The organism is Elioraea sp., assembly GCF_051860475.1.
Lineage (GTDB): Bacteria > Pseudomonadota > Alphaproteobacteria > Acetobacterales > Acetobacteraceae > Elioraea.
The window spans coordinates 78846-96836 of the sequence record NZ_JBHYDW010000001.1 but is presented as its reverse complement, the minus strand read 5'-3'; the positions used below and the strand labels follow the sequence as shown (position 1 = coordinate 96836).

Below are 17991 nucleotides of genomic sequence, written 5' to 3'. Positions count from 1 at the left end.
ACCTCCCCAGCATCGGGGAAAAATACTTAGGAAAATCAACGCGATGAGCGAACCCGCCCGGGCGCTTCCTCCGCCGCCCGAAGGCTCCTACTCCGCGGCCTCGATCCGCGTGCTCCGAGGGCTCGATGCCGTGCGCAAGCGGCCGGGCATGTATATCGGCGACACCGATGACGGCTCGGGCCTCCACCACATGGTGTTCGAGGTGGTCGACAACGCCATCGACGAGGCGCTGGCGGGTCATGCCACGCGCGTCGAGGTGACGCTGAACGGCGACGGCTCGGTCACGGTCGCCGATGACGGGCGGGGGATCCCGACCGACATCCACCCAGAGGAGGGCGTCTCCGCCGTCGAGGTGGTGATGACCACGCTGCACGCCGGCGGCAAGTTCGACCAGAACAGCTACAAGGTCTCGGGCGGGTTGCACGGGGTCGGCGTCTCGGTCGTCACCGCGCTCTCCGACTGGCTCGAGGTGCGGGTCTGGCGCAACGGCGTCGAGCACTCCATGCGCTTCGTCGATGGCGGCGAGCCCGAGGCGCCGCTCGCGGTGGTGGGACCAGCCGATCCGCCCGGTCGCACCGGCACGCAGGTGAGCTTCCTGCCGAGCCCGTCCGTGTTCACCAACATCGAGTTCGACTTCGCGCGGCTGGAGCGTCGGCTGCGCGAGCTCGCCTTCCTCAACTCCGGCGTGGCGATCGTGCTGACGGACGCGCGTCATGTCCCGCCGGTGCGGCACGAACTGCGCTACGAGGGCGGGCTGATCGCGTTCCAGCAGTATCTCGACCGCGCGCACAAGCCGCTGATCGACCGGCCGATCGCGTTCCGCGCCGAGCGTGACGGGATCACCGTCGAAATGGCGCTGTCGTGGAACGACAGCTACACCGAGACGATGCTCTGCTTCACCAACAACATCCCGCAGCGCGACGGCGGCGCGCATCTTGCCGGCTTCCGCGCCGCGCTGACGCGCACCATCAACCGCGTCGCCCCGGAGGTGCTCTCGCGCAAGGACAAGGTGGAGATCCAGGCCGAGGACATGCGCGAGGGCCTCACCGCGGTGCTGTCGGCGAAGGTTCCCGACCCGAAATTCTCTTCGCAGACGAAGGACAAGCTCGTCTCCTCCGAGGTGCAGCCGGTGGTACAGGCACTGGTCGCGGACGCGCTGTCGCACTGGTTCGAGACGCATCCGGCGGAAACCAAGCGCATCCTCGGCAAGATGGCCGAGGCGGCCGCCGCGCGCGAGGCAGCGCGCAAGGCGCGGGAACTCACGCGCCGCAAGGGCGTGCTCGACGTCTCCTCGCTGCCCGGCAAGCTCGCCGACTGCCAGGAGCGCGACCCGCGCCATTCCGAGCTCTTCATCGTCGAGGGCGACAGCGCGGGCGGCTCGGCCAAGCAGGGGCGCAACCGTGCCTTCCAGGCGATCCTGCCCTTGCGCGGCAAGATCCTGAACGTCGAGCGCGCGCGCTTCGACCGCATGCTGCACTCGGCGGAGATCGGCACGCTGGTGACCGCGCTCGGCACCGGGATCGGCCGCGGCGCGCCCGAGGAGGGCGGCTTCGACCTCGGCAAGCTGCGCTACCACAAGATCGTCATCATGACCGACGCGGACGTGGACGGCTCGCACATCCGCACGCTGCTGCTGACGTTCTTCTTCCGCCAGATGCCGGAGCTGGTCGAGCGCGGGCATCTCTACATCGCCCAGCCTCCGCTCTATCGCGCCAAGCGCGGCAACGAGGAACGCTACCTGAAGGACGACCGGGCGCTCGAGGCCTACCTGGTCGAGCGGGCGCTCGAGGGCGCCAGCCTGACCCCAGCCGAGGCCGCGCCGCTCGCCGGCGAGGCGCTGCGCGCGGTGGTGGACCGTGCGCGTGCGCAGCGTGGCGCCATCCTGCGCCTGGCCGCAGCCGCGCCTGCTGCGCTGATCGAGCAGGCGGCAATCATCGGCGGGCTCTCGCTCTCTCTGCTGTCCGATCCGGCGCGCGCGGGCGACATCGCGGCCACCGTCGCGCGCCGGCTCGATGCGCAGGAGCGCGAGGCCGATCGCGGCTGGCGCGGTGTCGCCGAGGACGGGGTGACGGTGTTCAGCCGCACGCTGCGTGGCGTGACCGAGCGCTATGTGCTCGACGGCACGCTGCTGCAAAGCGCGGAGGCGCGGCGTCTGGATGGCGAGCGCGCCGACCTCGCTGCGCTGTGGTCACGTCCGGCGGTCTGGCGCGTGGGCGCCACGGAGCGCATGGTCTCAGGCCCCGTGGGCCTGACTGAGGCCGTGACCGAGACCGGCCGCAAGGGATTGACCATCCAGCGCTTCAAGGGCTTGGGCGAGATGAACCCCGATCAGCTCTGGGAGACGACGCTCGATCCCGCCAACCGCAGCCTGCTTCAGGTGCGGATCGGCGCCGCCGAGGAGGCGGGCGACGTGTTCACCACGCTGATGGGCGACGTGGTCGAGCCGCGGCGCGAGTTCATCGTCGAGAACGCGCTGAAGGTCGCGAACCTGGACGTGTGATGCGCGCGGGGCTTGTGGGGCGGCCGCGCGCGAACGCTGCGATCAGGCTGTCTTCGCCCGATCGGGCCAGAACCGCACGCCCTTGCGCGCATGGCCGCCGCTGACGCCGATCGGCGTGCCGTCGGCGCGCCAGCACGCGGCCCCCGTCATCGACCCGTCAGTGTGGAACTCGATCGCGTTCATGCCGCTCGCGACATGCGGCAGCACGACGATCTCGTGGCCGCGCGCGCGCAGGCCGTCGCGCACCGCCTCCGGGAACTCTGACTCGACCTCGACCGTATGGCCCTGGGTCCAGAGCCGCGGCGCCTCCACCGCCTCCTGCAACGTCATGCCGTGATCGATCAGGTCGAGGAAGGCCTGCATCGCCGAGCCGAAGATGCGCAGGCCACCGGGCAGGCCGAGCGCGTAGCGCGGCCGTCCGCCCGCGAGCGCGATCATCGGCGACATCGAGGTCGTCACCCGCTTGCCCGGCGCGATCGACAGCGTGTTTCCCGGATGCGGGTCGAACAGGTACATGTGATTGTTCGCCACCATCCCGGTGCCGGGCACGATGATGCGCGCGCCGAACAGGCTGTTGATGGTCTGGGTCGAGCAGACGATGCAGCCCTCCGCATCGGCCACGGTGATGTGCGTGGTGTTGGCGGATTCCAGCATCGCCACCGCAGCCCCCCACGTCTGGGCGCGCGCCGGATCGATCACCGCGCGGCGCTCCGCCGCATAGGCCTTGTCGAGCAGCCGCGCGACCGGTGTGGCCACGAAGGCCGGGTCGCCGGTGGCGGCCTTGCGGTCGGCGAAGGCGATCTTCAGCGCCTCGGCGATCAGGTGCAGCGTCGCGTCCGTGCCGAAGCCGAGGCTCCGGATGTCGTAGCCCTCCAGGATGTTCAGCATCTGAACGATGTGCACGCCGCCCGAGGAGGGCGGCGGCGGGCCGATGATCTCGACGCCGCGATAGGTCCCGCGCACGACCTCGCGCTCGACCGTGCGGTAGACGCTGAGGTCGGCGAGGCTCAGGAAGCCGCCCGCCCGGGCGAAATGATCCGCCACGACGCGGCCGAGCGCACCGCCGTGCAGCACGGCCGGCCCCTCGCGCACGATGTCGCGCAGCACCTCGGCGTAGTCGCCCTGCACCAGACGGCTGCCGGCCGCGAGCGGCGCACCATCCGGCAGATAGAGCCGCGCGATCTCGGCATCGCGGGCGAGATCGGCCGCCGTGTCGGCAATGCACTCGTGCAGGAACGGCGTGATGCGGAAGCCGCGCGATGCGTGCCGGATCGCCGGCTCCATCACGTCGGCGAGCGGCATCGTGCCGAAGCGCGCCAGCGTCTCGCACCAGGACGGCAGCGCGCCGGGGGCGGCGGCCGCCTTCGGGCCGACCGCGTTCTCTCGCCCTTCCGTGTCGAGATAGGTCGGCAGGGTGTCGGAGACCGGGCGGAAGATGTCCGGCCGCGTTGCCGCCGGTGCCGTCGGCAGCCCGTCGATGATGCGGTGACTGCCATCGGGCAGGCGCAGATGCGTCAGCCCGCCGCCGAGAATGCCCACCATCATCGGCTCGACGACGGTGAGCGTGAACAGCGCCGCGACCGCCGCGTCCACCGCGTTGCCGCCGGCGGCGAGCATCTCGGCGCCGGCGGCGGAGGCGAGCGGATGATTGGTCACCACCATGCCGCGCGTACCGGTCGCGGGGCGCTTCTCGCAGTCGAACGTCGTCGCGGCGCGGTTGCGCCAGGTGGCTTGGGTCACGTCATGGCTCCGTCTGCGTCTTGCGCCATCCTGCATGGTCGATGCGCGCCCGCAAGGCGGCCGGCTTGACGGGGCCCGTGACGGCGGCGATCGTCGTGCCACGGGGGGACCTCGCTCGATGCTCACCATCTACGGCGTCTATCGCTCGCGCGCCTCGCGCAACATCTGGCTCGCCTTCGAAATGGGCCTGGAGTTCCGCCACGTACCGGTGATCCAGGCCTACCGACTCGCCGATCCGCAAGCGCCGGATGCACCCTTGAACACGCGTTCGCCCACGTTCCTGGCGATCAACCCGAACGGGCATGTGCCGTCGGTCGACGATGACGGGCTGATCCTGCACGAGTCGCTCGCGATCAACCTCCATCTCGCGCGCAAGCACGGTGGCGCGCTCGGTCCGGCCGATCATGCCGAGGACGGCCTGATGGGGATGTGGGCGCTCTGGGCCGCGACCGAGGTCGAGCCGCATTCGATCCAGATCCTGTATCACCGCGTCGGCAGGCCACCCGCGGAGCGCGATCCGGCCGTGGCGGAGGCCGCGGTCGCGGCGCTGCGTGCACCGTTCGCGGTACTCGACCAGCACCTCGCGACGAGCGGCTTCGTGGTCGGCGGGCGCTTCACCGTCGCCGACATCAACGTCGCCGAGGTTGTGCGCTATGCGATGCCGGCGCCGGAACTGTTCGCGGACGCGCCGGCGCTGCGTCGCTGGCTCTCTGCCTGCCACGACCGACCCGCATTCAAGCGCATGATGGCCGAGCGCGAGCGCGAACCGGCCTGAGTTCACACGGCCTCGTCGAGGAACGTACCGACGATCTCGTTGAACGTGCCTGCACGCTCGAAATAGGCGGAGTGGCCCGCGCGCGGTACCGAGACGTGACGTGCGTTCGGCATCCGCGCCGCAAGTCCGGGCGCCAGGAGCGACGGGAACACGACGTCCTCCTCGCCGGTGATCCAGAGCGTCGGTGTCGCGACCGAAGCCAGCACCTCCGGCGGCTTGTCGCGCGCCGCGTGCAGCCGCCTGCGCAGCGCCTCCTTGTCGAGCCCCGCGCTCAGCGTATCGAGCGCGCGGTAGAGGTAATGCAGCGCCGGCTGCTCCGCCGCCGCACGCGCCCCCATGGCCGGATGCACGCCGGCCTCCAGCGTCTCGTTCCGGCTGCCGGCGCGCTCGCGCCAAGCCGCGAACTCCGCCCCGCCCGAGGCATCCGAGCGCGCGAGGTCGATCGGCCCAGCGGTCGCCGCCATCACCAGGGCGGCGATGCGCTCGGGCGCGGCGAGCGTGAGGTTGAGCGCTGTCCAGCCCCCCATCGACTGGGCAACGACGCGCACCCGATCCAGCCGCAGGTGATCGAGCAGGGCTGCAAGGTCGCCGGCATAGGCCGCGGGATCGACGCCCGATGGCGGCGCCGTCGAGGGGAAGAAGCCGCGATGGCTGAAGGTGATGCAGGTATAGCGCGGGCAGAACGCCGCCACCTGCTGCCACCACGACAGGTGGTTGCCGCCGAGCCCGTGCGCGAACACGATCGCCGGGCCCTCGCCGGTCACCTCGTAGTGGATCGCGCAGTCGCCGCGCTCGAGCCGGCCGATCGCGCGCGGCGCGACACCATCGGCATGGGCGAAGGGTGGTACCATTGCGTCAGTAGGTCGCGCGGCCGCCGGAGAGGTCGAACACCGCCCCGGTGGTGAAGCTGTTCTCGGCCGAGACGAGCCAGGCGACCATCGCCGCGATCTCGGTGACCTCGACGAAGCGCCCGCGCGGGATTTTCGACAGCATGAACTCGATGTGCTGCGGGCTCATCTGGTCGAAGATGCGCGTGCGCGCCGCGGCCGGCGTGATCGCGTTCACGGCGATGTCGCGGTCCGCGCATTCCTTGCCGAGCGACTTCGCGAGCGCGATCACCGCCGCCTTCGAGGCCGAGTAGGCGGCCGCGTTCGGGTTGCCCTCCTTGCCCGCGATCGAGGCGATCAGCACGACGCGGCCGTAGTTGCGCGCGACCATGCCGGGCAGCAGCGCCCGGCAGCAATGCATCGTGCCGTCGAGATTGATGCGCATGATGCGCTGCCACTCCGAGAGCGGATACTCCCAGGTCTTGGCGTTCGGTCCGGCGATGCCGGCCGAGGTGACGAGGATGTCGCAGGGTCCGGTCTCGGAGGCGCAAGCCTCCGCCGCCGCCTCCACGGCGTCGAGGTCGGTCACGTCCACCGCGCGCGACCGCGCGGCATCGCCGATCGCCGTGGCCGTCGAGGCGGCCATCGCCCCGTCGAGATCCCAGATCTCGACCCTCGCCCCGCTCAGCGCGATGCGCTCGGCGATGGCGCGGCCGATGCCCTGCGCCCCGCCGGTCACCACAGCGACGCGGCCTTCCAGATCGATCCGGTTCATGCGTTTCCGTCCCCAGCGAGTGTTCGTCACATGCGTAGTCGATGCAGGACCGCCCGTCACGTCGCAGTCCGGCACCGCACATGTAAAGTCATCACTTGACATCAAACGTTAAGCCGATACTTTACAGCGCATGGCGATCGAGCGCGAGGGCCGGATCGGACAAGCCTTGCGCGAGGCGCGCCAGCAGCGGGCGAAGCAGGACCCGCGCGGGTTCTCGCTGCGCGCCGTGGCCGCGCGGCTGGGCGTCTCGGCGACCTATCTCTCGCTGGTCGAGCGCGGCACCGAACGGCCCACCGAGGCGTTCCTGCGCCGCGCTTGCGGCGAGCTGGGCCTCGACCCGGAGGCGCTTCTGCCGCTTGCGGGCCGGCTCGCGGCGGATGTCGCGCAGAGCCTGATCGAGCGGCCGGAGCTGGTCGAGGCCGTGCGCGTGCTGCGCGAGATGCCTGAACCCGAACTGCGCCGCGCCGTCCGGCGCATCCGTGACGGCGCGTGGTGACCCGAAACCCAAGGAGGAGACCGATGATGGAACTGCTTCCCGACGACGCGCTGCAGTTCGCCTTCCCCGAGGTCCATCCGGACGCCGTGCTGCGGATCGACTTTCAGCGCACGCTGCGCGTGCCGGATGACGGCCAGCGCCACTTCCTGCCGCCCGGGCTCGGGCGGTTCCCGCTGCGCGCGGTCGATGACCTCGACCCCGCCCGCGTGCCGGAGACCTGGCGCCAGCGCGGCGGCGTGGTGATGCCGATGTGGCAGGCCGAGGCATGCTGGCTCCGCTTCTCCTCGCCCAGCGACTACCCGCTCCTGCTGAAGGTCGCGGCCGGCAAGATCAACGCTGTGAACGGCGCAGCCTGGCGCAACGAGCCCGATTTCGCCGACCAGGACTATGTCGAGGTGCCGCGCCAGCCCTGGCTCGACGGGTTCAGGACGGACGAGAGGACGGTGCGGCAGTTCGTCGCGATGCCGCTCGGCCGGGGCTACACGGTCGAGGAGCAGGTGACCGGCGAGGCCGAGTGGGGCGGGGTGTAGCTGCTCGCGCATCCGTTGAAGCGCGAAGTCTGGGAGCGGCGCCAGGCGGAACGGCCGCGCGCTGCTCTCTTCCTGCGCTCCGAGGAGCCCGCCTGCGTTTCCTCCGGCTTCGCCGCCATGGGTCTCGCCCCTGGCGGATCGATCCGCCAGAAGATCGAGCGCGCGCGCGAACGCCACCGCGACTGGGATCTCGCCGCCCGCGCGCGCTGCTTCGTCCATCTTGCCAACAGCGAGGTCTGGCGCGGCCTCACCGGCGAGGCACCGCCGACCGTCCCGCCCAGCGCGGCCGACTACACCCGCGCCGGGCTGCCCTGGTTCGACTGGTACGGAGAGGAGCCGCCCGCCGCGCCGACGCCGCGGCCCTCGGTGCTGCGGCGCATCCGCTCAGTGTTCGAGATCTCGCGCGCGAAGGGCGAGGCGGTGTTGCCGGAGAACGAGAGCTTCCCGTTGCCGCGTCCGGTCAGGCTGCGCCGCCGCCGGCTCGAGGGGACCTGGTAACCCGCTGGCGCGGGCTATGACGGCACCCCGTGCCGCACCAGCTCGTTCACCTTGCTCTTCAGCGCGTTGAACGTCTCGTGGCTGTCGGGCGGGAGTGTGATCAGCATCCGGCCATAGGCGTTGCTGGCGCCGATCTCCCACTCGTCGTCGTGCCACAGGTAGAACCGGTTGCCGATGCCCGGCAGTTCGAGGTTTGCGACGATGGCGCCGCCTTCGCTTTCCGCAACGGACTTGTACGACCATCCAGCCGGCATCGCCCTCCTGTCGGGAGCCCTGGAGGGCGGCGCGATCCTGGTCCAGTCGGTATTGGCGCCCCTGGCGATGTCCGAATGCGACTTGTACCAGATGTCCTGGTTGCCGAAGACGTACACACGTTCGGTGCCGGTGGACACCTGCACGTCCTTGGCGTCCGCCGTGATCGAAGGGCCGCTCAGGTCGCGCAGCGACGTGGCAGGCGCGGGCGTGGCATCCCAGTACCACAGCTTCGCGTCGCTGGTGAGGAGATACAGGCATCCCGTCGGGGCCGCCGCGATCTGGGCAAAGTTCCTGTCGGGTTGGACCCACCTGTAGCGAAGGCCGCCCTTTTGCATCTTGTCGTAGAACGTGTGGTCCCAGGGCTGCCTGTTCCCGACCTTGCCCTCATCCCAGATGTAGCACATCGGCCACTCGGGCGCGGCTCCGTCCCGGAGGTCGGGCAGGGCATGGATCTCGCTCGTCCGGCGGCCACTCTGCGCAACGCTCATGTCGCGCACGACGATCGACCCCACGTCCCGCGTCGGATACCGGTCGAAATCCTTCTGCTTTCCTTGGTCATCGAGCAGGTAGAAGAAAAGGTCCCGGTTCGCCACTGCCCACACCCGTCGTTCCGGGCCGGCCGCGATCTTGGTGATCGCCCCCCCGCTCAGTCCATGGGTGAACGGCCACTCGGTGCCCTCGAACACGAAGCCCTTCGGGGAGGCAAGCAACTCTGCCCGGCTGCCGATCATGACGCCCATTGCCTTGCGCACGGCGAACGGCGTCAACTGTCGCAGGATCGACTGCTCGGTCTTGACGATGGACCCGAGCTGGACCGCCGCCACCTCGAAATCCCCATTGACCAGGAACGTCGACGCATCGTTCTGCGAATCACCGGGGTCGGGCTGGTTCAGCAGAAGCATGGCGCTGAGCCAATTCCGCAGATACTGCCCCTTGGCCAGCAGATAGAGGTAGAACACCTCACCCCAGGGATCCGGCTCCAGGTCGAGGTTCTTCTCGTCCATCAACCAGGACGGCATCGAATCCACCCGGACATCGACGCCCTCGCCGGCGGGAAGTTCGACCAGGTTCCAGATGTCCGGCCATGTCTCGAACGTGCGGTGACGCTTGGGGTCGGACTTCTGGCGATGCAACTCGGCCAGGCCGGCGTGCATGTGGTTCAGCTGCGCCAGAACGCCGTTGAGAAGATCGCGCTGCGCGAACCCGTGCACCGACCTGACGGCGTTCTCGACGATCTCGGCGACGCTGGGCTCCTTCTTGGCCGGATGCGCAAGGTCCAGGACCGCGGCGACGAAGTTCACGAGTGACTGGATCGCGGAGATGATTTCGGCAGCGATCTTGCCGTAGGGTGGCGGCGCGATCACGGCAGCGGTTGCGGCAATCTCGAGGAACGACCCGGTGATCCGCAGGGCCTCCGCGGCGACATCCTGGTCGCTCGCCCCGTGCTGACGCAGAAGGACGACCCGCCGAAGCCCGCCCGCCACGCCGCCAAGCGAGTTGGTCAGCGCCGGAACCTGTTGCAGGGCCTTCCGCGCCACCGGGTCGTCGGGGTTCTTGTCGACCGCCCGCTGGATGGCGCCGACGCCCTGCGCGAGGGCCTCGATCTGGCTCTGAATCTGGCTGCCCTGACCGAGGATGTCCTGATTCCCGGCTCCCATAGTGTCTGACAGCGCCTTCAGGTCATGGCTGATCTTTCTGATCCGTTCTAAGTCGTTCGGCATGGCGTCCCTTTGGGGTGAAGCGGCACGACTGGCGCCTGACCGCAGGCATTCCGTCAGGCATTCTGTTCCAGAGCCGCATCAGTAGCGTAGGGCTATCCGCCTTCAACCTCCAACAGAGAAATCGCCAGGCGACTGCCGGGCTGCGTGCAGGCATGCTGACCTGAGCCACCGAATGCTTCAGCGGCGACGGGCCGGATTGATAACCGGAAGACGACGATCGCGGCGACGCGGATGGCGGCGACGCGGATGGCGGCGACAGGGTGGCGTCACGCGGTCAGCGCCTGGCGACGCGCCCATCACTCTTGCGCGACGGATGCCCGCGGACGCGCCGATCATCCTTGGATCAGACCAGCACGCGGCGCTGGATGCTCGTCCTGGGCCCGGACCCTAGATCGGCGGCCACGGCGCGGCCTCGACCTCAGGCCGCACCGGGGTGTCGGCGACCGGACGCTGCGGGCCGTAGGGCTGCGTCTCGGTCCAGCAATCCACGCTCGCAAGGCTTCGGGTGCAGAAGGGCGGCGGAGTGACGGCCGCGCGCGTGCGGCAGTACTCGCCCCGGCGCTCCAGGTGCAGCGACGAGCAGTCCTTGCCGACGACGAGCGAATAGATCGCGTCGATCGGGCTGCGCTGGAGCACGGCATAGGACGTGACCACGGTCCCGGCCGCGATCAGCGAGACCGGCGTGCCCTCGACCTCCGACCGGCAGCCGGCGGCGGCGAGCAGGGCGAGCAGAAGCAGGCGCACGCGCATAGACGCCATTCCACACCGTGCCGCATTGCTCAGGGGTTAACCGGCGGGTCCGAGGACCACACGGAACGCGGGCAACGGCCAGCATGGCGGCCGCGCTTCCGGCGCGCTGCCAAGCCCGTCCGTCCGTCCCCGCTTGCGCCGCCCCCGCGCTTGCGCCATCCCAATGCTACGATGCCGACCCGCCGGCTGGGCTCCCGCCGCTTCCGCACCGCCATCATCCGCCCCCCCGCCGGAACCGACTGGCGCGCCCGCCTCGCCGCCGCCGATGCCGAACTCGCCGCCGACTACCGCGAGGCCCGCGCCCCCTCCGCCTGGCGCGCCGTCCGCGCCACCCGCCGCATCCTGCTGATGGCGCTCTGGACCTTCCTCTGCATCCCCGTCCAGGCCGCCTGCATCGCCATCGGCGGCCGTCCGCCGGTCGTGTTCGCGCGCTGGTATCACGCCGTGCTCTGCCGCCTCGGCGGCATCCGCGTGCGCATGATCGGCACCCCTGCCACGCCCCAACCCGGCCGATCCGTGCTGTTCCTGTGCAACCACCAGTCCTGGGCCGACGTGCTTGTGCTCGGCGGCCGGATCGAGGCCTGCTTCGTCTCCAAGGCCGAAGTCGGCTCCTGGCCGCTGATCCGCACCGTCGCGAAGCTCGGCCGCACCGTCTATGTCAGCCGCCGCCGCGGCGCGACCGCCCGCGAGAAGGACGAGCTCGTCAGCCGCCTCGCCGCCGGCGACTCGCTGATCCTGTTTCCGGAGGGCACCACCAGCGACGGCGCGCGCATCCTGCCGTTCCGCAGTGCGCTCATCGGCGCGGTCGAGGCCGCAGGCGTCACCCCGATCGTGCAGCCCGCGTCCCTGGTGTTCGACAGGCTCGACGGGCTGCCCGTCACCCGGCCGCACCGGCCCCACTTCTCCTGGTACGGCGACATGGACATCGCCCGCCACGCCTGGACCCTGCTGGGCAGGCGCTCCTGCGGCGCGACCATCCTGCTGCACCAGCCGCTCGACCCGACGGACTTCCCCAGCCGGAAGGCGCTCGCGGAGGTTGCCTTCCAGGCAGTCGACCAGGGGGCCGCCGCGTTGCGCCAGGGCCGCGACGCCCGGCCCCTGTCGCCGAAACATCACGGAGCCGCGCCCGAGCCTTCGCCCGATCGCGCTTGACAGGGATAACCCCCCTGTGGCGTCACTTGCCTCGGAAAGGAGAGGTTCGCGCCCTTGATCCCACAGGTTCGGCCGGTGCCGACCGGATGTCGCCTTCGAAAGCCCGGCTCCCGCCGGCTGCCGTCGGCCTGATGCGACCTCCCGCCACCTCCACACGCCGCACATGACCGAGTCCGCCCGGCCCCGACGGCTGCATGTGCAGACCTGGGGCTGCCAGATGAACGTCTATGACAGCGCGCGCATGGCCGACGCGCTCGCCCCCATGGGCTTCGCGCCGCAGCCCGCACCCGAGGGCGCGGACCTCGTCGTGCTGAACACCTGCCACATCCGCGAGAAGGCCGCCGAGAAGGTGTTCGCCGAGCTCGGCCGGTTGCGCCGACTGAAAGAGGCGCGCGCCGCCGAGGGCGGGCGGATGCTGATCGCCGTCGCCGGCTGCGTCGCCCAGGCCGAGGGGGCGGAGATCCTCCGCCGCGCGCCCTATGTGGACATCGTGCTCGGCCCCCAGACCACGCACCGCCTGCCCGCGCTGGTCGCGCGCGCGGATGGCGGCGAGCGCGCGCTGCTCGACACCGAGTTCCCGCCGGAGGACAAGTTCGACCACCTGCCCGAGCAAGCCGCCCCGCAGGGGATCAGCGCCTTCCTGACCGTGCAGGAGGGCTGCGACCGGTTCTGCTCGTTCTGCGTCGTGCCCTATACGCGCGGCGCCGAGCAGTCGCGCCCCGTCGCCACCGTGCTCGCCGAGGCGCGCCGGCTCGTTGCACAAGGGGCGCGCGAGATCACGCTGCTCGGCCAGAACGTCAACGCCTATCATGGTGACGGGCCGGATCGGCGCGAGTGGGGGCTCGGCCGGCTGATCCGCGCGCTCGCAGAGATCCCCGGCCTCGACCGCATCCGCTACACCACCTCCCACCCGCGCGACATGGACGTCGACCTGATCGCCGCGCATGGCGAGGTGCCGGCGCTGATGCCCTATCTCCATCTGCCGGTGCAGTCGGGCTCGGATGCGGTGCTGAAGGCGATGAACCGCCGCCACACCGCCGAGGACTATCTCCGCCTCGTCGATCGGCTGCGCGCGGCCCGGCCCGATCTCGCGCTGTCGTCGGACTTCATCGTCGGCCACCCGGGCGAGACCGAGGCGGATTTCGCGGCGACTCTCGACCTCGCGCGCCGGGTCGGGTTCGCGAGCGCGTTCAGCTTCAAGTACTCGCCCCGCCCCGGCACGCCGGCGGCCGAGGCGAAGCACCAGGTGGACGAGGCGACCAAGGACCGCCGGTTGCAGACGCTCCAGGCGCTGCTGCGCGACCAGCAGGCCGCCGTCAACGCATCGCTGCTCGGCCGCACGGTCGCGGTGCTGTTCATGGAACCAGGCCGACACAAGGGCCAGATGCTCGGGCGTAGCCCATGGCTGCAGCCCGTTCATGTGCAAGGACCAACGACACTCGCAGGAGAGATCCGCCACGTGACGATCACCGCGATCCACCCGAACTCGCTCGCCGGCCGGCTCGCCGATGCCGATCGGGCGGCCGAGGCCGCATGAACCACGTCCTTCCCGCGGGGAGCGACCAGCCGGTGACGCTGCACGTCACCTTCCAGGACAACGCGCTGCTGCCGCTGCTGTTCGGCGCGCATGACGCGCATCTCGCGCGCATCGAGCATCGGCTCGGCGTGCGGCTGACCTCGCGCGGCAACCGCATGGTGGTGAGCGGACCGGCCGAGGAGGCCGAGGCCGCCAAGGCCGCGCTGCTCGGCCTCTACGCGGCACTCGGGCGCGGCGAGGTGGTGGGCGGGGCGGAGGTGGACGCGGCCGTGCGCATGGCGCGCCATGCCGCGGCGCGCAGGGCCGAGGGCGTGGTCGAGGAGCCGCGCCTGCCGCTCTCCGACATCCCCTCGATCCGCACGCGCAAGAGCACGATCGCCGCGCGCAGCCCGATGCAGGCCGCCTACATGGAGGCGCTTGCCGCGCACGACCTCGTGTTCGCGCTCGGCCCCGCGGGCACCGGCAAGACCTACATCGCGGTCGCCCAGGCGGTGGCGATGCTGGCGACCGGCAAGGTCGAGCGCATCGTGCTCTCGCGCCCGGCCGTGGAGGCGGGCGAGCGGCTCGGCTTCCTGCCGGGCGATCTGCGCGAGAAGGTCGATCCCTATCTGCGGCCGCTCTATGACGCGCTCGCTGACATGCTGCCCGCCGACCAGGTGCAGCGGCGTCTCGCCGCCGGCGAGATCGAGGTGGCACCGCTCGCCTTCATGCGCGGCCGCACGCTCGCCCACGCCTACGTCATCCTCGACGAGGCGCAGAACACCACGCCCGTTCAGATGAAGATGGTGCTGACCCGCCTCGGCGAGGGCAGCCGCATGGTGGTGACCGGCGATCTCACCCAGATCGACCTGCCGACGGGCATGCGTTCGGGCCTGCATGACGCACTGGAGACGCTTGAGGGGATGGCCGGGCTCGGCGTCGTTCGCTTCACGGAACACGACGTGGTGCGCCATCCGCTGGTGGCACGCATCGTTGAGGCCTATGGGCGCCGGGCCCAGGCGGAGCGGGAGACGCGGCGGCGTGCGCGCACGCCGGCGGGACAGGCTGACGATGGAACCGGGAAGTAGACCCCCCGCGCCGGGCGCCGGCGCGGGGATCACGGTCACGGTTGCCGAGCCGCGCTGGCGCGCCTCCGTGCCGGCGGTGGCAACGGTGGCGCGCCGTGCCGCCGCCGCTGCCATGCGTGCGGCGCGCGCGCAGGGCACGCTCGCCCTGCTGCTCGCCGACGACGCGACGCTGCACCGCCTGAACGAACGGCATCGCGGCCGGGATTACGCGACCAACGTGCTGTCCTGGCCCGGCGCCGACGGAGGCGGCGACATCGCGATCGGCTACGGCGTGGCCGCGCGCGAGGCGCGGTCGATGCGCCGGCCGCTCGCCCGGCATCTCGCGCATCTGGTCGTGCACGGTACGCTCCATTGTGCCGGCCGTGACCACGAGGACGACCGCGCGGCGCGGCGGATGGAGCGCGAGGAAGCGCTGGTGCTGCGCCGGCTCGGGTTGCCGGACCCATACCGGGAGCCAGGGCGATGAGCGAGAATGGCGGACTCGGGAGGTTGATCGACCGGATGCTGAGGCTGTTGCGGGCGCGCGACGACAACGGGCTGCGCGAAAGCCTCGAGGCGCTGATCGAACAGCGCGCCGAGGAGGCGGGCGACGACGCGCCCCCTGCGCTCGATCTGCATGAGCGCGCGCTGATCGCCAATGTGCTGAAGCTGCGTGGCGTGACCGCGGATGACGTGATGGTGCCGCGCGCCGACATCATCGCCGTGCCCGAGTCGATGGCGCTCGATGCGCTGATCGGGCTGATCAAGCGCGAGGGGCATTCGCGCCTGCCGATCTATCGCGAGAGCCTCGATGACATCGTCGGCATGATCCATATCCGTGACGTGTTCGTGCACATGGACAAGGGGTCGGAGTTCCGCATCGCTGACATCCTGCGCAAGCCGCTCTACGTGCCGCCCTCGAAGCCGGTGCTCGACCTGCTGCTCGAGATGCGCCAGGCCCGCATGCACATGGCGATCGTGGTGGACGAGTACGGCGGCACCGACGGGCTGGTGACGATCGAGGACGTGGTGGAGGAGATCGTCGGCGACATCGCCGACGAGCACGACGAACCGCTGGCCGCGCAGGTGGTGCCGCGTCCCGATGGCACGCTTGACATCGATGCGCGCCTGCCGGTCGAGGAGTTCGAGCGGCATCTCGGCCCGATCCTGTCCGAGGAGGAGCGCGACGCCGAGATCGAGACCGTGGGCGGGCTGATCCTGGCGCTGACCCACCGCATTCCCGCGCGCGGCGAGACGATCGCGCATCCCTCGGGCGTGGAGTTCCGCATCCTCGACGCGGACAGCCGGCGGATCCGCAAGGTGCGTGTCGTTCGGCCACCCGCGAGCACGCCCGAGGAGTCGCGTTCCGCCGCCTAACCCGGACCTCTCACAGGTTTGGGGGGAACGCGGTTGTTCTTGACGAGCGGGGCCGGCACCGCGGGCTGGGGGTGTTGGCGGGGCGTATGGCGGCTTGCGGTGTCTGGGTCGTGAGATCGCCGCGGTGCCGCCATACGACCGAGCGATGCGCATCCAGGGACAGATCGATGAACAGCGTCTCGATCGCTGCCGCGTCATGGCCAAGGCGGTGGAAGCGGTCGGGCTGGCCACCTTCCGCGACAGGCCAGTGGTCTGATCACTGGTGGCGGTTCCCACGGCGCGCTGGAGCTGCGAGTCTGGGGGCATTGAGCGCGACGCGTTCGAGCGGATCGGGTCGCGCGATGCCTATGCGGCACTGACCGAGGCGCTCGCCGCGCCGCCGGTGCACTAACGCTTCTTCGTCAAGTCCCGCCTGTTCGACGTGCAGCGCCATCCGCCCGAGCCGGGTCGAAACACGATGCTTCAGGCGCTCGCGGCACTGAGGGAGAGCCGCCCGGCATGCCAGCATGGGGCGCGAGACCGCCGCATTCTGGGGCCATGCCTGAAGCGGACGCCCGTGTCGCGTGTCCGCCCGCCGCCGCTGCGGGGCGCCGCACGGGTGGGCACCGGACGGCGCGGGATCAGCCTCCGCACGGACGGCTTGCGAACGCCGATCGAGGGCGGAGTGGGGAGTGCGGCGCATGGCGTGCGTTACGGCCGCACCCGGTAGACGTAGCGGTACGACTCCCTGAACCCCAGGCGCCGGTACAGCGACAACGCCGGATCGTTCTCCGCCTCCACCTGCAGGCAGGCTACCCGCGCGCCCTCGGACTGTGCCCAACCGAACGCAGCCAGGCACACCCGCCGCGCGAGCCCCCGCCCGCGCCGCACCGGCAGCGTCGCCACGCCCGACAGCACCGACACTGGCCCGTCCGCGGCCACATACGCGACCGACGCGACGCGCCCCTCCACGAGCACCGACACCCAGGCCGCCGGCACCAGCAAGAGCGATGGGAACGCGCGCAGCTCCGTCATCCGCTCCGCCGCGCGCGCTGCCCCGCCCTCCGACGCATCGAACCACGCCTCGTCCGGCGCCTCCGCGATCTCCGCCGGGCCGTCCGGCAAGGGCAGACCGTCCAGCGCGCCAACCATCACGATCGTCTCGCCGATCCGCGCATAGCCGCGCGCCATCAGGAGCGGCTCGAGCGCCGGCGGCGACAGCGGTGTGAGCCGGAATCTCGCCGCGAGCCCGAGCCGCGCGTACCACCCCTCGATCCGCTGCACGCGCGCCGCCAGGTCGTCCCCGTCCCGCGGATCGAGCCAGGTCGCGCTGTTCACCCGTCCCGCGCCGCCATGGCCTGCGCGCACCACGGCTGCGCCGCACAAAGCCTGCCGCGGCGCGGGCACCGCGTTGAGCGCCGACCGCTCCAGGGCTTCGACCGGGGGCATGTCCATGACTCCAGCAAACCATGCCGCAGCGCGAAACGGAACAATCGTGCCCCATCGGAGTGTGAATTGACCGTCAAGCGTACTCGCCATAGCTTGCCGACTGTCAACAAAGGAGGGGAGGTACCACAGTGATCGCACTCACCGTGAACGGGAGCGTGCGTCAGCTTGACGCCGACCCGAATATGCCGCTGCTCTGGGCATTGCGCGACCTGCTTGACCTCACGGGCACCAAGTACGGCTGCGGCATCGCAGTCTGCGGCGCCTGCACGGTTCATGTCGACGGCGTCGCAACACGCGCCTGTGTCACCCCGCTGTCCGTGGTCGAAGGCAAGACCGTCGTGACGATCGAGGGGCTCGATCCGAACGGCCAGCATCCGGTGCAGCGCGCCTGGGTGGAGGCGCAGGTCCCGCAATGCGGCTACTGCCAGTGCGGCCAGATCATGCAGGCCGCCGCGCTGCTGAAGGACACGCCGAAGCCCAGCGATGCCGACATCGACGCGGCGATGGCGAACAACATCTGCCGCTGCGGCACCTATGAGCGCATCCGCGCGGCGATCCATCGCGCCGCCGAGCTCGCCTGAGGG

General features: G+C 70.7%; 18 protein-coding genes. 12 read left to right on the top strand and 6 right to left on the bottom strand.

Features of this window, described 5'->3' with window-relative positions; all coding sequences use genetic code 11:
• The first annotated feature begins 43 nt into the window (after positions 1-43).
• Positions 44-2500 (top strand): DNA topoisomerase (ATP-hydrolyzing) subunit B, encoded by a 2457-nt coding sequence (gyrB, locus tag ACTIFU_RS00455; protein ID WP_439576303.1) that lies wholly within the window; start codon positions 44-46, stop codon positions 2498-2500.
• A 42-nt stretch (positions 2501-2542) separates the two neighbouring features.
• Here the strand turns inward: gyrB and ggt are convergent, their stop codons facing one another.
• Positions 2543-4240: a gamma-glutamyltransferase gene (gene ggt, locus ACTIFU_RS00450; protein ID WP_439576302.1), complete on the bottom strand. Its 1698-nt coding sequence runs from the start codon at positions 4238-4240 to the stop codon at positions 2543-2545.
• 118 nt (positions 4241-4358) lie between these two features.
• On the opposite strand from ggt, the gene ACTIFU_RS00445 reads away from it, so the two are divergent.
• On the top strand, positions 4359-5015 hold the full coding sequence (locus tag ACTIFU_RS00445; protein WP_439576301.1) for a glutathione S-transferase family protein: 657 nt from the start codon (positions 4359-4361) through the stop codon (positions 5013-5015).
• Positions 5016-5017: 2 nt separating this feature from the next.
• Here ACTIFU_RS00445 and ACTIFU_RS00440 read toward each other — a convergent pair whose 3' ends face one another.
• A complete protein-coding gene (locus ACTIFU_RS00440) occupies positions 5018-5866 on the bottom strand; it encodes an alpha/beta fold hydrolase (protein ID WP_439576300.1) in 849 nt (282 codons plus the stop codon).
• 4 nt (positions 5867-5870) lie between these two features.
• Positions 5871-6617 (bottom strand): SDR family NAD(P)-dependent oxidoreductase, encoded by a 747-nt coding sequence (locus ACTIFU_RS00435; protein WP_439576299.1) that lies wholly within the window; start codon positions 6615-6617, stop codon positions 5871-5873.
• Between the two features lie 130 nt (positions 6618-6747).
• On the opposite strand from ACTIFU_RS00435, the gene ACTIFU_RS00430 reads away from it, so the two are divergent.
• Genes ACTIFU_RS00430 through ACTIFU_RS00420 form a run of 3 tightly spaced genes read left to right on the top strand, consistent with a single transcriptional unit; the run spans position 6748 to position 8141 of the window.
• On the top strand, positions 6748-7113 hold the full coding sequence (locus ACTIFU_RS00430; protein WP_439576298.1) for a helix-turn-helix domain-containing protein: 366 nt from the start codon (positions 6748-6750) through the stop codon (positions 7111-7113).
• Between the two features lie 23 nt (positions 7114-7136).
• On the top strand, positions 7137-7643 hold the full coding sequence (locus ACTIFU_RS00425; RefSeq protein ID WP_439576297.1) for a hypothetical protein: 507 nt from the start codon (positions 7137-7139) through the stop codon (positions 7641-7643).
• A gap of 15 nt (positions 7644-7658) precedes the next feature.
• Positions 7659-8141, top strand: a complete 483-nt coding sequence (locus ACTIFU_RS00420; protein WP_439576296.1) for a hypothetical protein — start codon at positions 7659-7661, stop codon at positions 8139-8141.
• Positions 8142-8155: 14 nt separating this feature from the next.
• Here the strand turns inward: ACTIFU_RS00420 and ACTIFU_RS00415 are convergent, their stop codons facing one another.
• Both ACTIFU_RS00415 and ACTIFU_RS00410 read right to left on the bottom strand, forming a co-directional pair.
• Positions 8156-10117 carry a hypothetical protein gene (locus ACTIFU_RS00415; RefSeq protein WP_439576295.1) on the bottom strand — a complete coding sequence of 654 codons (1962 nt, stop codon included), beginning with the start codon at positions 10115-10117 and terminating at the stop codon, positions 8156-8158.
• A gap of 387 nt (positions 10118-10504) precedes the next feature.
• Positions 10505-10867: a hypothetical protein gene (locus ACTIFU_RS00410; RefSeq protein ID WP_439576294.1), complete on the bottom strand. Its 363-nt coding sequence runs from the start codon at positions 10865-10867 to the stop codon at positions 10505-10507.
• Positions 10868-11038: 171 nt separating this feature from the next.
• On the opposite strand from ACTIFU_RS00410, the gene ACTIFU_RS00405 reads away from it, so the two are divergent.
• The 6 genes from ACTIFU_RS00405 (at position 11039) to ACTIFU_RS00380 (ending at position 16370) form a co-directional block, all read left to right on the top strand.
• Positions 11039-12019, top strand: a complete 981-nt coding sequence (locus tag ACTIFU_RS00405) for a lysophospholipid acyltransferase family protein (RefSeq protein WP_439576293.1) — start codon at positions 11039-11041, stop codon at positions 12017-12019.
• Between the two features lie 163 nt (positions 12020-12182).
• On the top strand, positions 12183-13556 hold the full coding sequence (miaB, locus tag ACTIFU_RS00400) for a tRNA (N6-isopentenyl adenosine(37)-C2)-methylthiotransferase MiaB (RefSeq protein ID WP_439576292.1): 1374 nt from the start codon (positions 12183-12185) through the stop codon (positions 13554-13556).
• Entirely contained in the window at positions 13553-14623 is a 1071-nt protein-coding gene (locus ACTIFU_RS00395; RefSeq protein WP_439576291.1) for a PhoH family protein, read from the top strand. Before miaB ends, ACTIFU_RS00395 begins: the two co-directional genes overlap by 4 nt.
• Positions 14607-15089: an rRNA maturation RNase YbeY gene (gene ybeY, locus ACTIFU_RS00390; RefSeq protein WP_439576290.1), complete on the top strand. Its 483-nt coding sequence runs from the start codon at positions 14607-14609 to the stop codon at positions 15087-15089. Before ACTIFU_RS00395 ends, ybeY begins: the two co-directional genes overlap by 17 nt.
• The gene (locus ACTIFU_RS00385) at positions 15086-15979 is read left to right on the top strand and encodes a hemolysin family protein (protein ID WP_439576289.1); all 894 of its coding nucleotides are present in this window, start codon (positions 15086-15088) and stop codon (positions 15977-15979) included. Before ybeY ends, ACTIFU_RS00385 begins: the two co-directional genes overlap by 4 nt.
• A gap of 262 nt (positions 15980-16241) precedes the next feature.
• Positions 16242-16370: a hypothetical protein gene (locus ACTIFU_RS00380; protein ID WP_439576288.1), complete on the top strand. Its 129-nt coding sequence runs from the start codon at positions 16242-16244 to the stop codon at positions 16368-16370.
• 299 nt (positions 16371-16669) lie between these two features.
• On the opposite strand, the gene ACTIFU_RS00375 is transcribed toward ACTIFU_RS00380, so the two are convergent.
• Positions 16670-17407, bottom strand: coding sequence for a GNAT family N-acetyltransferase (locus ACTIFU_RS00375; RefSeq protein ID WP_439576287.1), 738 nt, complete (start codon positions 17405-17407; stop codon positions 16670-16672).
• Between the two features lie 128 nt (positions 17408-17535).
• Here ACTIFU_RS00375 and ACTIFU_RS00370 point away from each other — a divergent pair, with 128 nt between their 5' ends.
• Positions 17536-17988: a (2Fe-2S)-binding protein gene (locus tag ACTIFU_RS00370; protein WP_439576286.1), complete on the top strand. Its 453-nt coding sequence runs from the start codon at positions 17536-17538 to the stop codon at positions 17986-17988.
• The last annotated feature ends 3 nt before the right edge of the window (positions 17989-17991 follow it).

Excerpts from the sequence above, each read along its gene's own strand:
- gyrB (WP_439576303.1), top strand. The coding sequence starts at position 44 with ATGAGCGAACCCGCCCGGGCGCTTCCTCCGCCGCCCGAAGGCTCCTAC.
- ACTIFU_RS00445 (WP_439576301.1), top strand. The coding sequence starts at position 4,359 with ATGCTCACCATCTACGGCGTCTATCGCTCGCGCGCCTCGCGCAACATC.
- ACTIFU_RS00440 (WP_439576300.1), bottom strand. The coding sequence starts at position 5,866 with ATGGTACCACCCTTCGCCCATGCCGATGGTGTCGCGCCGCGCGCGATC.
- ACTIFU_RS00435 (WP_439576299.1), bottom strand. The coding sequence starts at position 6,617 with ATGAACCGGATCGATCTGGAAGGCCGCGTCGCTGTGGTGACCGGCGGG.
- ACTIFU_RS00430 (WP_439576298.1), top strand. The coding sequence starts at position 6,748 with ATGGCGATCGAGCGCGAGGGCCGGATCGGACAAGCCTTGCGCGAGGCG.
- ACTIFU_RS00425 (WP_439576297.1), top strand. The coding sequence starts at position 7,137 with ATGATGGAACTGCTTCCCGACGACGCGCTGCAGTTCGCCTTCCCCGAG.
- ACTIFU_RS00415 (WP_439576295.1), bottom strand. The coding sequence starts at position 10,117 with ATGCCGAACGACTTAGAACGGATCAGAAAGATCAGCCATGACCTGAAG.
- ACTIFU_RS00410 (WP_439576294.1), bottom strand. The coding sequence starts at position 10,867 with ATGCGCGTGCGCCTGCTTCTGCTCGCCCTGCTCGCCGCCGCCGGCTGC.
- ACTIFU_RS00405 (WP_439576293.1), top strand. The coding sequence starts at position 11,039 with ATGCCGACCCGCCGGCTGGGCTCCCGCCGCTTCCGCACCGCCATCATC.
- miaB (WP_439576292.1), top strand. The coding sequence starts at position 12,183 with ATGACCGAGTCCGCCCGGCCCCGACGGCTGCATGTGCAGACCTGGGGC.
- ACTIFU_RS00395 (WP_439576291.1), top strand. The coding sequence starts at position 13,553 with ATGAACCACGTCCTTCCCGCGGGGAGCGACCAGCCGGTGACGCTGCAC.
- ybeY (WP_439576290.1), top strand. The coding sequence starts at position 14,607 with ATGGAACCGGGAAGTAGACCCCCCGCGCCGGGCGCCGGCGCGGGGATC.
- ACTIFU_RS00385 (WP_439576289.1), top strand. The coding sequence starts at position 15,086 with ATGAGCGAGAATGGCGGACTCGGGAGGTTGATCGACCGGATGCTGAGG.
- ACTIFU_RS00375 (WP_439576287.1), bottom strand. The coding sequence starts at position 17,407 with ATGCCCCCGGTCGAAGCCCTGGAGCGGTCGGCGCTCAACGCGGTGCCC.